Annotated in this window: 13 protein-coding genes; 2 read left to right on the plus strand and 11 right to left on the minus strand. The window is 31.3% G+C overall.

Annotated elements, in window-relative coordinates; translation table 11 throughout:
• Window positions 1–56: 56 nt before the first annotated feature.
• The 4 genes from Q0807_RS05975 to Q0807_RS05990 all read right to left on the minus strand — a co-directional run bounded on the left by Q0807_RS05975 (window position 57) and on the right by Q0807_RS05990 (window position 6,538).
• On the minus strand, window positions 57–1,034 hold the full coding sequence (locus tag Q0807_RS05975) for a Gfo/Idh/MocA family protein (protein ID WP_299107511.1): 978 nt from the start codon (window positions 1,032–1,034) through the stop codon (window positions 57–59).
• Window positions 1,034–2,842, minus strand: a complete 1,809-nt coding sequence (locus tag Q0807_RS05980) for a sodium:solute symporter (RefSeq protein WP_299107513.1) — start codon at window positions 2,840–2,842, stop codon at window positions 1,034–1,036. Before Q0807_RS05980 ends, Q0807_RS05975 begins: the two co-directional genes overlap by 1 nt.
• Before the next feature lie 180 nt (window positions 2,843–3,022).
• The gene (locus Q0807_RS05985; protein WP_299107515.1) at window positions 3,023–5,542 is read right to left on the minus strand and encodes a PIG-L family deacetylase; all 2,520 of its coding nucleotides are present in this window, start codon (window positions 5,540–5,542) and stop codon (window positions 3,023–3,025) included.
• Between the two features lie 123 nt (window positions 5,543–5,665).
• The gene (locus Q0807_RS05990) at window positions 5,666–6,538 is read right to left on the minus strand and encodes an AraC family transcriptional regulator (RefSeq protein WP_299107517.1); all 873 of its coding nucleotides are present in this window, start codon (window positions 6,536–6,538) and stop codon (window positions 5,666–5,668) included.
• 198 nt (window positions 6,539–6,736) lie between these two features.
• On the opposite strand from Q0807_RS05990, the gene Q0807_RS05995 reads away from it, so the two are divergent.
• On the plus strand, window positions 6,737–7,324 hold the full coding sequence (locus Q0807_RS05995; RefSeq protein WP_299107519.1) for a hypothetical protein: 588 nt from the start codon (window positions 6,737–6,739) through the stop codon (window positions 7,322–7,324).
• Window positions 7,325–7,478: 154 nt separating this feature from the next.
• On the opposite strand, the gene Q0807_RS06000 is transcribed toward Q0807_RS05995, so the two are convergent.
• The 7 genes from Q0807_RS06000 to Q0807_RS06030 form a co-directional block, all read right to left on the minus strand.
• A complete protein-coding gene (locus Q0807_RS06000) occupies window positions 7,479–8,702 on the minus strand; it encodes a DUF4272 domain-containing protein (protein WP_299107521.1) in 1,224 nt (407 codons plus the stop codon).
• A 67-nt stretch (window positions 8,703–8,769) separates the two neighbouring features.
• Window positions 8,770–9,495, minus strand: coding sequence for a siderophore-interacting protein (locus tag Q0807_RS06005; RefSeq protein ID WP_299107523.1), 726 nt, complete (start codon window positions 9,493–9,495; stop codon window positions 8,770–8,772).
• Window positions 9,496–9,730: 235 nt separating this feature from the next.
• On the minus strand, window positions 9,731–11,023 hold the full coding sequence (locus tag Q0807_RS06010; protein WP_299107525.1) for an OsmC family protein: 1,293 nt from the start codon (window positions 11,021–11,023) through the stop codon (window positions 9,731–9,733).
• An 80-nt stretch (window positions 11,024–11,103) separates the two neighbouring features.
• Window positions 11,104–11,673, minus strand: coding sequence for a Crp/Fnr family transcriptional regulator (locus Q0807_RS06015; protein ID WP_299107527.1), 570 nt, complete (start codon window positions 11,671–11,673; stop codon window positions 11,104–11,106).
• A gap of 135 nt (window positions 11,674–11,808) precedes the next feature.
• On the minus strand, window positions 11,809–12,612 hold the full coding sequence (locus tag Q0807_RS06020) for a GEVED domain-containing protein (RefSeq protein WP_299107529.1): 804 nt from the start codon (window positions 12,610–12,612) through the stop codon (window positions 11,809–11,811).
• Between the two features lie 84 nt (window positions 12,613–12,696).
• Window positions 12,697–13,119: a hypothetical protein gene (locus Q0807_RS06025; protein ID WP_299107532.1), complete on the minus strand. Its 423-nt coding sequence runs from the start codon at window positions 13,117–13,119 to the stop codon at window positions 12,697–12,699.
• A gap of 396 nt (window positions 13,120–13,515) precedes the next feature.
• Complete coding sequence (locus tag Q0807_RS06030; RefSeq protein ID WP_299107534.1) at window positions 13,516–14,079, minus strand: hypothetical protein; 564 nt, start codon at window positions 14,077–14,079, stop codon at window positions 13,516–13,518.
• Between the two features lie 141 nt (window positions 14,080–14,220).
• Between Q0807_RS06030 and Q0807_RS06035 the strand changes: the two genes are divergently transcribed.
• Complete coding sequence (locus tag Q0807_RS06035; RefSeq protein ID WP_299107536.1) at window positions 14,221–15,837, plus strand: CTP synthase; 1,617 nt, start codon at window positions 14,221–14,223, stop codon at window positions 15,835–15,837.
• Window positions 15,838–15,897: the final 60 nt, after the last annotated feature.

A 15,897-nucleotide genomic window follows, 5' to 3' on the forward strand; every position in this document is an offset into this window, starting at 1 on the left:
GTTTTGCACTTAAATTATTAGAATAAAAGCGTGACTCATTGAGTTGCGCTTTTTTATTAGAAATATTCTAAGCCTATTAATTTCCTAACTTTATCTAAAGTGCTAATTAACTGTTTACTTTTCTCAAAAGACATTATATCACTCTCTTTTTTATTGGTTCTGATTAAGTGATTGAAATGTTCTATTTCGTAACTATAGCCAATGGTTTTGTAGTTGAACGTTTTTAGTTCTGTATTTCCATAATTATCAGTTAATATTACAGTTGAAGGCTCATGGAACCTTCCGTTTATTTTAATACTACCATGTTCGCAATAAAAGATTGCTTCGGTATTTGTTTCTTCTAGTAAAGTACTTTTTAAATATGCTTTAGCTGAATTGTAATTAAATATGATATCGCATTTTGAATCTGCTCCAGATGCAAAAAACTCGGCATTAGCTTCAATAGAATTTGGTTGACCTAATGCAGAAAGTGCTGCAATAATAGGGTAGATGCCAATATCTAGTAAACTTCCACCACCAACAGATTTATCGAAAACTCTAGAGGTTTCGTTATAGATTGGGTGAAATCCAAAATCGGCTTCAAGCTTTAAAATATTACCAAAATGTTTTTGTTCTAATAAATCTATTACAAATTGAAAATGTGGCAGAAAAACGGTCCACATGGCTTCCATAAGAAGTGTGTTATTTTCTTTTGAAAGTTGAATCATCTCTTCAACTTCTTGCAAATTCATTGCAAATGGTTTTTCGCATAAAACAGGCTTTTTATGATTTAAACATAATACAGTGTGCGCTTTATGAAAACTGTGAGGTGTCGCAATATAAATGGCGTCAATGTTATCATCTAATACGAGTTCATCGTAACTTCCGTAGGTGATATCTGCGTTAAATTCTTTTCCAAAGTTTTTTGCTTTTTCAAGATTTCTAGAAGCAATAGCATAAAATTTAGAATTTGAAACCGTATTTAAATCCGTTGCAAATTTGGCGGCAATTTTTCCAGCACCAATAATTCCCCAATTAATAATTTTAGAATCCATTAAGCTACTTTTTTAGGCGATAAGGCTTGTAGGATATTTGCTATAAAGATGACAACAGCACAACCAAATAGATTGAGCCATAAATAAGGCATCCAATCAAACCACCAGCCCATAACAACAATTGCTTGGGTGATTAAAGCACCAATAAATACAGCATTTCCTTTTATATATTTAAAGAAGAAAGCTAATAAAAAGATTCCTAAAACATTACCATAGAAAATAGATCCAATGATGTTAACAAGCTGAATTAAATTTTCTGCAAGGTCAGCAAAACAGGCAATAATTATTGCTACAATTCCCCAACCAAGTGTAAATAACTTGGTCATTTTAACCATGTGGTCGTCTCCTTTTTCTTCTTTAAGATTTCTACCGTATAAATCAATAGAAGTAATAGTTGCTAATGCGTTAATTTCTGAAGCCGTTGAAGACATCGCAGCAGATAGAATAACTGCAAGTAATAAACCAATAAGTCCTGTTGGGAGTTGGTTTAATATAAACCGAATGAACATATAATCTCTGTCATTGGTCTGTGTGTCTTTTGCTGAATCTTTGTAAAGTGATGAAAGTGCTGCAGATTTAGTAATATAAGCTTCACTTTTTTGATTCGCTTTTAAACCTTCAACTTCTTTTTGCAGCGTATTGTATTCTGCCGTATAATCTGAGTCGACAGCCTTTTTAATTAAAAATTTAGATTCTAAACGATATGTTTTTTCAATACTATCGAGTTGAAATAATTCGTGTTTTAAACTGTTGTCTTCAGTTTTAGATAGTGCTAAACTTACTCTTTGTTTTTCTGCGAATAAGACAGATTGTTTATCTTGAAGTGCTCTATAATCATCACCGTATTCTGAAGCTAAAACGGTTTGTGTTGAAGCATCTATAAAGTTTAAAGGCGAAGGGTTAAATTGATAAAAAACAAATACCATAACACCAACCAGTAAAATAAAGAATTGCATAGGTACTTTTAGCACACCATTAAACAGTAGACCCATCTGCATTTCTTTCATGGATTTACCAGAAAGGTAGCGTTGTACTTGGCTTTGGTCAGTCCCAAAATAAGAAAGCATTAAAAATGTACCACCAATTAAACCAGTCCAAACGGTATATCTATTTTCTAAATCGAATGAAAAATCCAAGACTTCCATTTTACCAGAAGCACCAGCAATATTGATGGCATCTGTAAATGAAACTTCATCCGGAATTAAATTAATGGTAATAAATAAGGCAGCTAACATACCAGCAAAAATCACAAACATTTGTTGTTTTTGCGTAACAGTTACGGCTTTTGTTCCGCCAGAAACTGTGTAGATAATCACTAAAACACCAATGACGATGTTGAGTGTTACAATGTTCCATCCAAGTACTACAGAGAGAATAATAGCAGGAGCAAAGATGGTAATACCAGCCGCTAAGCCACGTTGAATTAAAAATAGTATGGCTGTAAGACTTCGAGTTTTAAGGTCGAACCTGTTTTCTAAAAATTCGTAAGCCGTATAAACTTTAAGCCGATGATAAAGCGGGATAAATACCAAGCATATTATAACCATAGCAATTGGGAGTCCAAAATAAAATTGAACAAATCCCATGCCATCAGAGAATGCTTGACCTGTTGTAGAAAGGAAAGTTATTGCACTAGCTTGTGTAGCCATTACGGATAATCCGATGGTCCACCATTTAGAAGAATTACCTCCTTTTATGTAGTCTTGCGCATTTTTTTGTCCTCTAGTTTTCCAAGTTCCGTAGCCAACAATAATAGCTAAGGTTGCTATTAATACTGTCCAGTCTTTCCAATCTAAAAATTGAGGCATTAATTAAGCAAATGAGGCTGTGATAAAGTAAAATATAACGATATAAAGTGCATTTGCTATTAAAACAGCAGTGTACATTTTATTCCATTTTTCTTTTTTCTGAGGGAAATTTTGATCTTGCATTTTTGTTAGTTTTAGTTAGTTATCAGTGGTTGTGTAGGTTGTTCAGCCAAAAAAACGTCAATTTTTAAATGAGGGATTATCGGTTTTTTTAGCGGATAGTAAGTTAGCAAATAATCTGTAAGAACCAAGTACTCCAGCCGGAAATTCTCTAAAAAAGCTCAATCCAGTGTAGATATAATTACCTTTTCCATAACTCGCAACAAGTAATGCGCCTTCTTTAGAAGTTTCACCTTTATCGTTAGAGGCGAGTAGTGGTGTAAATTCTTTAGACCATTCATTTGGGAAGTATAAACCGCGTTCTTGTACCCAGCCCTTAAAATCTTCCTTAGTGATTTTGTTTGGGTAATTTAAAATAGGATGATTTGGCTCTAAAATTCGTACTTCTGCATTTTCGTCTGTAACTCTATCTCTAGATAATTTTAAATTGTAAGGTGCAATATTATCTACTTTAAGTCTTCTGTTAGTATTGTATTGAATGATTAAATTTCCGCCTTCTTTAACATAGTCTAGCAAGAATTTTTGCTTAAACTTTAATTCATCTACAATATTGTAAGCTCTAATACCAACAACTATAGCATCAAAATTAGTAAGATTTTCTGGTGAAATTTGTTCGGGTTTAATGATGGTAACGTTATAGCCAATTTGTCTTAAGCTTTCTGGTACAACATCACCAGCACCTTCAATGTAACCAATGTTATTACCTCGTTTTTTAATGTTTAATCTAACCACTTTGCTTTCGCTTGGGATTAAAACGGTTTGAAACGGAATATGAGCATAATCGATTTCTATAAGTTCATCAGTGTAAAATTCACCATCAATATTTACCATTGGAGTAATAAAACCTTCACTCTGATTTTTTGGAGGAATAACAGTGAATACCACTTTTTGAATATCACCCTTATTAACGATTTCAATTTTTTGTTTTTGCGGAAATACTTCCCAACCATTAGGATATGCTAATTGCACATAACCTTCTATAATATCTTTACCAGCTTTTACGGTAACTTCAATTTCTTTTTGTTGGTCGTTTTCAAAAATGTAGACTTTATCGCTTAAGCTTGCTGAAACAATAGGTACAATTTCAAAAGGTCTATACAGTTCGCCTTTTTCTGGTTTAGAATATCTGTAAATTACAGGCTTTGTAAAACTTATTGGTGTGCCAGCAATCATTAAATTAAAATCTACAAAAACGGTTCTTGGTGTTTCTGGTAAGCCTATTAATTCTTGATTCTCTACATTGTACATGCCTAATGTACTTTTCTTGTTTAACCAATAAGGCGTTGTGTAATTACTGTTAGTAGGAATTGTAATGGATTCTTTAAAATTCAATTTTTGATTAGAAGCTAAAGCCATATTTTTAGAAATCCCTTTATTTAAGGTAGATAACTGATATGACGTTAAATCAATTTTAGCAGAACTACGGTTTAGAACTTCCATGTTTAAAATAACCTCAGAGTTTGGTGCTGCGTTTGGAGTGTTAGCTGAAACTTCGAGATATAAACCTGTACAGGCTTCAATAATGGTTTTAATTTCTTTTATTTTAACAGTTTTCCAGTGTTTATTATCTAATTTTTGAATTAATTTATAAGCTTCTAAAAGCTCTGGTAAATGTGAAGCAGGATTTTTGAAATTGAAATTGTTTTCAACTGATTTTAAAATCTCTTCAATAGGTTTTCCGCCTTTAACTCTGTTCCAAGATGTGTCGATGCCTTCAAAAATATTATCTTTTTTATCAAGAGGTTGTCCCTTTAAAAATTCGATATATTCTTGTTGAGAACCACGTAGCGATAAACGTCCAAAACCTTGACAAAGGTGTTGACTACTTGCTAAAGAGGCAACTTCATTGTTAGACATGCCTTTGCTTGGGTAGTAAACACCAACATCGAAATTGAGCATATTGGTTTTATCTACTTTATCAAATTCTTCCTGACTTCCATATCTCCACCAAGATGTATTGTAGAATAAACGTTTTGGTTGCCAAGTTTCTGTCAACTCTAATTGGCTAGAATATTTGGTGGCATCGTTAGCTAAATCAAAAGCTTCTAAACTTAAAATAGCAGACGTTGTATGATGTCCATGCGTTTGTCCTGCACGTCTATGATCAAAACGATTAATAATGACATCTGGTTTAAACTCACGAATCGCCCAAACCACATCAGCAAGAACTTCGTCTTTATTCCATATTTCTAAAGTTTCATCCGGATGTTTAGAATAGCCAAAATCGTTAGCTCTAGTAAAACGTTGTTCACCTCCATCTATTCGTCTAGCAGCTAGTAATTCTTGTGTTCTAATAACGCCTAAAAGTTCTCTTATTTCTGGGCCAATAAGGTTTTGTCCGCCATCACCTCGAGTTAACGATAAATATGCTGTACGTGCTTTAACTTCGTTAGACATGTACGAAATTAGACGTGTGTTTTCATCATCTGGATGCGCTGCAATGTATAAAACCGAACCTAAAACATTAAGTTTTTGAACTGCTTCATAAATTTCAGAAGAATTATATTTTTTTGGTTTTTGTGCTTGTAATGAAACAATAGAGCTTATAAAAAGCAATAGACAAAGTCTAAATTGGTACATGAGGTATGTTAGTTAGTTGTGCCTCAAATATAGAAAAGATACATAGCTACATAGCTAGTTTTAGTTTTTTTTAACGTTGTAAATTGTTTTGTTTTTATCTTAATTATAATTTTAAAACATAAATTATTGAACTAGCTTCTTTAAGTTACTTCTGTATTTAGAAGCACTTTCTCCTGTAATCTCTTTAAAGACTTTATTAAAATGAGAAAAACTATTAAATCCACATTCATAACATATATCAGTTATGCTCATATCGCTTTCTTGCAATAATTTGGTAGCATGTACAATTCTGTATTCATTAACGAGTTTTGTAAATGTTTTTCCTGTTATCTTTTTGAAAGATCTACAAAATGCAGGAACCGTCATACTTACAGCATCTGCAATTTCTTCTAACGGAATCTGTCTTTTAAAATTATTGTTGACATGTCTATAAATGATATCCATTTTTGCAGTATCCTGTGGTTCTACTTCAAAGTTAAAACCTTCAGGATTTAAAACTCTATATTCGTCTGTAACGGATAATGCATGAAGAATATCTAAAAATTTGATGACCTTATGATAGCCATCATAATTCACTAAATCTTCTATTTTAGGGCCAAGTTCCTTTTTTATCTTCGGATTAAATAATAAACCCTTATTCGCTCTTTCAAACAGGTTATTGATGTCTTTCATTTCTGGAATGTCAAAAAATGAATCTCCCAAAAATTCTCTTTTAAACTGTACAATGGTTTCTTTTCCATTATTTGTAATACCATCTGTAAAACCTTTGTGAGGAATATTTGCTCCTATTAATAGAAGCTGACTATTATTAAAGTAAGAAATGTGGCTTCCAACATGTCTTTTACCATGTCCTTGATTAACATAGTGTAATTCTATTTCTGGATGAAAGTGCCAAAACGCCGTTTTACTATCTAAACGTTCGTTACGTTGTACTACAAGAATTGAACTTCCAAATTCAGAATTTAGCTTTTTTAAAACAGGCTTTTTAATAATCATTGCAAAAATTTTATGCAAAGATAATTCCTTCTTAGGAGATATTATACTCAAATCTAACTTAATTATACTCTATATTAACATGTTGTTGGTTTCGATGTTGTGTTTTGGGTAATTTAGAGTATAAATTGGTCAAATCTGCTGTTTTTTAACCTTCTAATCCCTTGTAAATTTGTAGTATAAATATTAAAACAATATATCATGAAAAATATACTTAAAAACAGTTTAGTAATAGTAGTTATGTTTACTACATTATTCGCAAATGCAAATTCATCGTTAAGAACTTCTAAGGATGCAACTAAAACAATCTTAACATTAACAAATGTTATTAAAGGAAATGAATTACAAGTTAAAGATGCCTTTGGTGTTACTTTATATAGTGAGATGATTAAAGATTCTGGAGATTATATTAAAGGATTTGATTTAACTGAGCTTCCTAATGGAGATTATTATTTTGAGCTAATACAAGATTCAAAAATTAAAACGATGCCTTTTTCAGTGGAAGCTAACAAAGTTACGTTTGTAAAAAATAATGAGTTAACGATTTTTAAACCAGTTGTTAAATTAGAAGAAAACTTAGTTTATATCTCAAAATTAGCTTTAAATGAGCAATCTTTAGAAATAGAGGTGTATTTTGATAATGACGGTTACAACTTATTACATTCTGAAACAATTGAGGGAATTCAAGACATTAAGAGAATGTATAAATTAGATGAAACTAAAAAAGGAAATTACAAAATAGTTACTAAAACTGATGGTAAGACTTTTGTAGAGTACGTTAGCTTATAATAAAAAAATACGACTAGTTTATTTTAACTAGTAGACATAATCATAACCAAATCAGTAGGTCGGAAAAGATAATCTTTTCCGATTTTTTTTATGCTATTTCTATTCTATATTATTAAAAAGTGAATATAAATAGTTGATATATGTACCTTTAATTTTAAGTATCGCAAGTCACATCATCCCAATCTGAATTCATATAATTTATGAGCCAATTAAGTGTGTAATGCCTTTCGTAAACAACACCACTGTTGACCTCTGTAATTTGTCTTCCGTTTATTCTGGCATCAACACAAGCCCAATCTAATCTGTAATACAAATCATTTACGTTTAATATTTCGGCTCTAGTTCTTATGTTTTTATGAGCGTTTATAAAGTCATTTGGGTCTTTGTCATTATCGATAGGATAATTTTCTATTGGAATATTATTTAAGTCAGCCATTTCATTTGGAAAACCTAAGTTATCAACAATGTTTAAAGCCCACATTAATGTCCAAATACCTTCGCACTTCCATGTTTCCTGACTTTTTTTCTGGTCTGTTGGGTCTTCTAAAAAATCTATTTCTTTGGGTGTTACTTTATCCCATAAATTGAAATGTTTTAAAATTTCTATGGCTTTGTCACCTGTAATATTATTGAATGCTACTGAATTCGTAATGGTCAATACAGATAATCTTTCAGAGATTTCTTTAGCTGTTCTAATAGTGGTATCAATCTCGCTTTCTATACAAGGAAGGTTGTAATTGATTTTAACTTCATGTTGTTCTAAAATAGTTTCATTTTTAGATTTACGAGATACTTGGTCTTCAGAAAGTTCAACTAGTTGAGCATCGTAATATTTAGAATCTATGGAAACGTTTAAATCTTCAATTTCGCAATTACCACTTGGGTCAATAATTAAATTAAGATTGGTATCTAAAAAATGTTGATTACCTGATTTAGAAATTATAGTATTTGGTTGTGCGAAAATAATAGGGTCAAATGCTTTTGCTAATTGCCTTATAATCTCTTTTAGATTTTTGGTTGTGCCTTTTTCTTGAATAAATGAGAACTCAGAATTTAAAGTCTGAACTTTACGAAGTAATAATTCCTTTACTTTTTCATTGTTTGTTGGTAAGGAAGATACAAAGCCATAAAGTCCTTTTAAGTTTTCGTTTAATGGGCAATCTTCTGTGTCATGAATTTGATAATCTGTTTGCAGCCGTTCTCTGTAAGAAACTTTTAGGAAAGCGTCAGAGGAGAATAGGCCACCTTTTGTTTTTATTTCTACAACTTTAAAATCATCTATTTCTGAAAATGAAATTTTTGCTTTAGGAATATTACTTTTAAGCGTTTCTACTATTTTTTCTAATCCTAATTGGTGTGAGTAAAATGTGCAAATCATTGGTTGTATTTTCTTTCAACCTCTATAGTAAGAAAACTTGTTGGTTTAAACAAACTAACTATTTAAATTATTCCAATCCTTTTTTATTTGGATTCCAAAATGGTTTAGTCTTGATTTGCTCCGTTTTCCAATTTAGGTTTTTTCTAAAATAATTATTTAAAGCGATACATGTTCTGCTGTCTCCAGCGATATAAACCATTTTTCGACCTTGCATTTTATTAATTAGACCTTGAAGTTTGTCAATTATTTCGTTGTGTGGGTTTTGTTGCATTTGGTAAAATTGAAATGGTTTTGTACCGTCCACATCTGTGAATAATTCATTAATGTTTTGACTGTAAATTATACCCTCTACGTGTTTTTCTTTAGGTAGATTTCTATTAATTATATAGAGATGAGACAATGCAGATAAATCACCAATCATTAAATAACTATCTGCCGATTGGTCTATTGTAAATTTTCCTTTTTTCCATTTAAAGTGAATTGTATCTTGAGGTTTGCAGTTTTCAACCCACTTTGTTCCTATGCCATTACCATGTGTCGCAATGGCCAAATCCATTGTTTTATGATTTCTGTCAATATCCCAAACACTATAACTTCTTACTTTATCCTTCATGGGAATATCATTTTTCCCGATACCTACTCCTAATCTTAAAAAATGTCCAGGAATAAATTCAACATTGCTTATACTATCACTTTCTATTCTGATTTTATAAGCGGATTGAGACAGCTTTGTTTTTTGTGTTATTATTCCTTTTTCAAGCACTTTTTTCATTATAGATTCAACTATTCCCATTATCTGTTTTTTTTATTTTTGTTATTCAATAATTTTATAATGTGTTTGACACAAAATTCCTTTTAAAATATTTGGAAAACATTGATAAATGATAAAATTATTCATTACATAAAGAAAGTAAATTATATTGATTGTTCTTTAAATAAGAGGTAAGACCTATTCTAATTAGGTAGTTTTAAAATAGATCTTATTGATTTTATTGGCTGTATACTAATCAACATATTTATTGAAGCTATTACTTAATAATTTTTCCGTTTAGATAAATGCTTGTTTCCATTTCTGTTTCATAAGCTATTCCCTCACCAGCAAAACAGCAACGTAAAGCCTGAACAGCAAACTGATTTACTAAGTTTTTATCTGCATCACTTTTAACGATGATTCTTGTTATAACTTCAGTCATTTCTCCTGTCATTGTTGGTGTCATAAAATTATTTTCTCGGTAATTAAATTGATGTTCAACTGCAAAATCATCGATTTTAATACCTTTTTTCTGAAAATACATCATGTTTGGATTCAGCTGACTCATTAAGCAAAATGATGTTCCTAAAGTGAAATACTCTCTAGAAGTTGGTGCTGCATTTGTGCCTTCGTAACCATGGCTGTCATCTGCATAAAGTTCCCATGTTTCATAATTTGCTGTTAATGATTTTGCTCTGATTCTATGTAAATATGGACGCTCAGTATCATTTGCAGATTCTGCGATACCTATTTCAGAGAAGACTATTTCTTTAGGAGCGTTATTCATATCCATATCAAGATCTGCTTTTACTTTTATGGTCTCCAACTGTAAAGCAGGAGTCGTATTGGTAATAGTGCGTCCATTATTGGTAGAAACTGGTGAAGAGACTTGGCCTGGTTGGGCAGCTTGTCCATCCCATTCATCACCATTAATTACATTTGCAGCGTCAATTTTGGTTGTGTTTGCTAAAGCTTCACCAATAGACCATGCTCTAATAGCCATTTCTTTTAACGCTTTTATCTTTTCTGGTGATTCATCACTTTTTATAATAATATTTGTAACTACTTTATCTGTAAAACCTGCCCAGTTATCAGTCATAATATCGTTCCATCTAAAAAAAAATTCTGTTTCAACTTTTACATCTTCAACTTCCAATCCCATTATTTGAATACTTCTTTCGACCTGAGTTAGAAGGTCTGAAGTTGCTCCAGCTGTAAAGTACGTTAGTGGGTTTGGTGCACTCTGAGGATTGCCACCTTCATCACTTGTCATTTGCCATGCACTGAAATTGTCTTCACCTATGGTTTTTACCACACCTTTTTTTAGAAAAGGCTTTTCTTTATTCAAAACTCTTTTTGCCGAAGTCACAACATTCTCAGTAATAGCACCATTTACAGGTGTTGCTTTTGTAGGATAAAATGTTGTTGGCTGGTTAAAATTATCAACCTGTTTTACTACTTTATATTCTTTTGGAACTTGGTTTGCATCATCTTGTGCATATAGAACTCCACTTCCGATGAAAAGAGCTGTAAGCAAAGCTATAGCTCTAGTGTTTTTTATTGTTTCCATTGTTCACTTATTTAGATTGTTAATGAGTAACAAAGGTGAAGTACAATAATTTCAAAAACATTGACAAATGATAAATAAAATCACTTTTTAGCTTTTATTCTGCTTAAACTCTCTTGTGTAATACCAAGAAAATGAGATAAATTTTTATTTGATAAACGTTGAACTAGACGTTTGTCGTTTTTTAGTAAATAGTCATATCGCTGTTTTGCGTCTAACCTTAAAAAAGTTTCGATGCGCCAGTGATTATTGAGATATGTAATTTCAAGCATTTTTATGTAAAAATCTTTAAAAAGGGAGCTCTTGCTAAGTTCTAATTTAAAATCAGTATACGAAATAGCTAACAATTTAGAAGGTTCAACTACAGTAATATACTCGTTAGAAGACGTCTGATTTATAAAACTGTGTATAGATGAAATTAATTGATTTTCAAAAGCTACATATCGTATGGTTTCTTGCCCATTAGCATCAATGAAATTTGCTTTTAGACAGCCTTTTATAACAAAATATAAATAACGACAAACGTTACCATCTTCAATCAGAACTTCACCTTTTGAAGCTTCAACATATTTAAAATGTTTTACAACTTCAGAAATTTCATCTGTAGTACATGTAAATTTATTTGTAAAAAAATGTTCTAAACTTTCAGTCATAGTAAATGTCTAAATACTAACTTTTAAAATGTTATGTAATAAAAACGTTATCTTACTAAGGTACCTAAAAAATAACGTAAAAAAAAGAGGAATAATCATTACAGATTATTCCTCTTTTCTTTAATTGAAAACAGATTACTGTTTAATGGTTTTAAAACTATATTGTCCTTTGTCTGAAAATAATTTAACAATATAAGGACCAGAAGTAAGTGTTGATAAGTCTAATTGAAATTGATAAGCATTAGTTTGCTTAGAATACATATTCTGACCTAATAAATTATATATTTTCACATAGCTAATTTCTGAGTTGTATTCAATATTTAGTATGTTCTTTACAATCGTAGGATATACAGATAAAGCGTTTGTGTCAAACTCACTAGTGCTCAAGCTTCCAATTGCTAAAGTAAAATCGATTGCTTGTCCATAGCCTTGTTGAACACCCATTCCAAAAGGGTCAAACGAAATTGCACAAGGGTCTATAATAGCTGTAGAATCAGAATCAGTATATGTTTTTGTAACTCTAATACGTGTAGTGCCAGCAAGAGCATCTGAAGGCACTGTAATATCCATTGAAACTGAAGTTCCGTCGCTACCTGTTGTGTTTGTTAATGTTCCGATAGCGTAAACTTCGTTAGCATCATCTAGAATATCGTTTTGATTCCAGTCTATGAATGCAACTATATTAGTATCAAAATCTCCATAGGTATTACCTTCAACGGTAATAGTGTTAACACCACCAGGTGTAACATTTGCGATAATAGCAGTTTGGTCAATAAGAAGAGAGGCTGAATCTGAATTAGTAATAGAGGTTGTATCAAAAGTAATTGAAGTGATCTCTTCAATAGTAGCACCTGGAGTGATGTCACAGTATGGATCAGGAAATGTTTGCGCTTGTGTTGAGATAGTTAAAAGTAAAAATGCTAGAGTAATTTTTTTCATATTGGTTATGTTTTAAGTTAAGCATGAAGTTAGTGAATATTAAACTCAAAAAACTTTAAATATTAGACTTTAACAAATTAATATTTAGTTATTTACATATTTTTTTATACGTCTTTGTAAAGACCATATACAAATTAAATAAAACCAAATCATAAAAAAGGTTTCGAATTTTCTGTGTGTAGAATAGTCATTATTCTTTTCAAAATTCACTAAACTATTTGTGCTAATTATCATTAGCATAAAACCGCAAAACATGGCTAATAAATGAAATGGCATTAATAGTGTAAAAAATGAAAGTGTAAATAATTCATATAGAAAGTAAACAATAGGGTAAATTGTGATTAGCCCAATAATCCGTAGTTTTAATTTGTTAGAATTCTTGTTCGTTTTATACTCTAACTGATAGTAGATTGAAAATAGCCAAATGTAAAATGGAAGTCCGAAAAGAAATAAAAAGAACATTTTACGAGGTGATTGTTCTAAAAACCATTTTGTGATATTATTCATATTACCCTAAATTATAAGGGAAGTTGCAAAACCTAAAACAAACAACGCTGAGATAAGTAGATATGTAATAAAAGTGTTTCTTGGGTATTTTTGCTTTATGTTTCTACTCGTTTTTTTGTTAATGAAAATTAATTCAACAATCCAACCCAAGGTATAAATAACGTTCAATAAAAACCCAATGATAATGTAAATAAGCGGAATAGTTATATAACAAATATAGAAGCTTAAAAGCCCAACAAGTAACATGACAATGTTATAGGGAATTCTTCTTATTTCCCACCACAGAATTATTTCCCACCATTTTTTGTCAGTTCTATCTGTTCTGTGAAATTTCATTAATTTTTTAAGTTGGTTTTTAAATTTAGATAAAATTAAATTCGGTGTAATTATAGAAAATTAAGTACTCATATTAGAGATACATTCTTCTCTAATTTTCCATATCTCATCAAAATTAAAAGGGATGTTTTCATTTTCAATCCAAGACCTAATAAATGCTTTATGATAATCAACTTTAAATTCAATAACCTGATAAGATTCAATTTCTTGCTCTAAAAGGATGTCATTTTTTATATGGTTAAAGTTAGCATGGCGAGAGGTGTAATCTTCGTATACGCCAGCAACAGACAAATAGCAGTGGGCTTCTGGCATATAATCGAGATTATTATCAATGAGCACATTTCCAATTTTTGGTGTATTTAAAGCATTCATTTTATAAATGCCAAGTATCAGTTTTATGTTTGGTAAATTGTTTAAATCAGCAGCATGTTTTAAAAACGCATGTTTAGAACTACAAGAACCTTTGTTCTCGGTAATTACGAGAGAGAAATCTGTTCGGTTACTGTTTCTTCCGTAGGGTAAATGTTTAACGAAATCCGTTAATTGAGCCCATGTAAATAGGCCTTTTTCTGCGAATATTGAAGATAAGTTATTGGAGGTTTGTAGTTGAAAATCGGTTGTCATTTATAACGCTTTGGAAGTCGTCAACTAAGTTCGGCAATTTTCATCAATATTCCTCAGAAAAAATAACATATCAACAAACCATAAACAAATAGGGAATAAGTCATTAAATTTCGTAATTTTGCCTGCGTTTAAAAACGTATCATGACCACAAACCCTAAATATATTTTTGTAACAGGAGGCGTGTCTTCTTCTCTAGGAAAAGGCATTATAGCTGCATCTTTAGCTAAACTTCTACAAGCACAAGGTTACAGAATTACCATTCAGAAATTAGATCCATATATTAATATTGATCCAGGAACTTTAAATCCATACGAACATGGCGAATGTTATGTCACCGATGATGGTGCTGAAACCGATTTGGATTTAGGACATTACGAACGTTTTTTAAACGTACCAACTTCACAGGCTAATAATGTTACAACTGGTAGAATTTACCAAAGCGTTATCGACAAAGAAAGACGTGGTGAGTTTTTAGGTAAAACCGTACAAGTCATTCCACATATTACAGATGAGATTAAACGAAGAATTCAAATTCTAGGTAACTCTGGTGATTACGATATTGTAATTACTGAAATTGGAGGAACCGTTGGTGATATTGAGTCTTTACCATACATTGAGGCTGTTAGACAATTAGAGTGGGATTTAGGCGAACACAACACTTGTGTTATTCATTTAACCTTAGTGCCTTACTTATCTGCTGCAGGAGAATTAAAAACAAAACCAACCCAACACAGTGTAAAAACATTGATGGAAAGTGGAGTACAAGCAGATATTTTAGTTTGTAGAACAGAGCATAAACTAAACGAAGGTTTAAAAACCAAGTTAGCTCGTTTTTGTAATGTAAGAAAGGAAGCTGTTATTGAATCTATTGACGCATCTACAATATATGATGTACCTAACCTAATGTTAGAAGAAGGTTTGGATAAAGTGGTTCTAAATCAATTACAACTTAAAAGTGATGTGCCAGATTTAACAACTTGGAATACATTTGTAAAGCGTCATAAAAATCCTAAAAGTGAAGTTACTATAGGTTTAATTGGTAAATATGTAGAGCTTCAGGATTCTTATAAATCTATTCTTGAAGCCTTTATACATGCAGGCGCAGAAAATGAAGTAAAAGTCATTGTAGAGCCTATTCATTCCGAATATTTATCTGAAAGTAATATAGAATTTAAACTCGGACATTTAGATGGTGTTTTAGTGGCTCCAGGTTTTGGAGAACGTGGTATAGAAGGTAAGATTGATGCAGTTCGTTATGTAAGAGAAAATAATATTCCGTTTTTAGGAATTTGTTTAGGAATGCAAATGGCAGTAATAGAATATGCTAGAAATGTCTTAAATCTTAAAGATGCAAATTCTGTAGAAATGGATGAAAACACATCAAATCCAGTAATCAACTTAATGGAATCTCAAAAGGATGTTGTTAATAAAGGTGGAACCATGCGTTTAGGAACATGGGATTGTAAAATTGAAAAAGATAGTACAGCATATAAGGTTTATAAATCTGAATTGATTACAGAACGTCATAGACATCGTTTTGAATTTAATAGTGATTACAAAACACAATTTGAAAATGCAGGATTAGTGCCAACAGGGTTTAATCCAGATACTGGTTTAGTAGAAATAGTAGAAATACCAGAAAATAACTGGTTTGTAGGTGTTCAATATCACCCAGAATATAAGAGTACAGTAAAAAATCCACATCCATTATTTGTGGCATTTGTAGCTGCAGCTTTAAAATATAAGAATAAGAAATAATTATTAAACGTGTCACTTTGGCGCAATTTTAACTTTTGGATAGTTTTTTGGGTTGTTCAA

Source organism: uncultured Winogradskyella sp. (genome assembly GCF_947495255.1).
Classification (GTDB): Bacteria; Bacteroidota; Bacteroidia; order Flavobacteriales; family Flavobacteriaceae; genus Winogradskyella.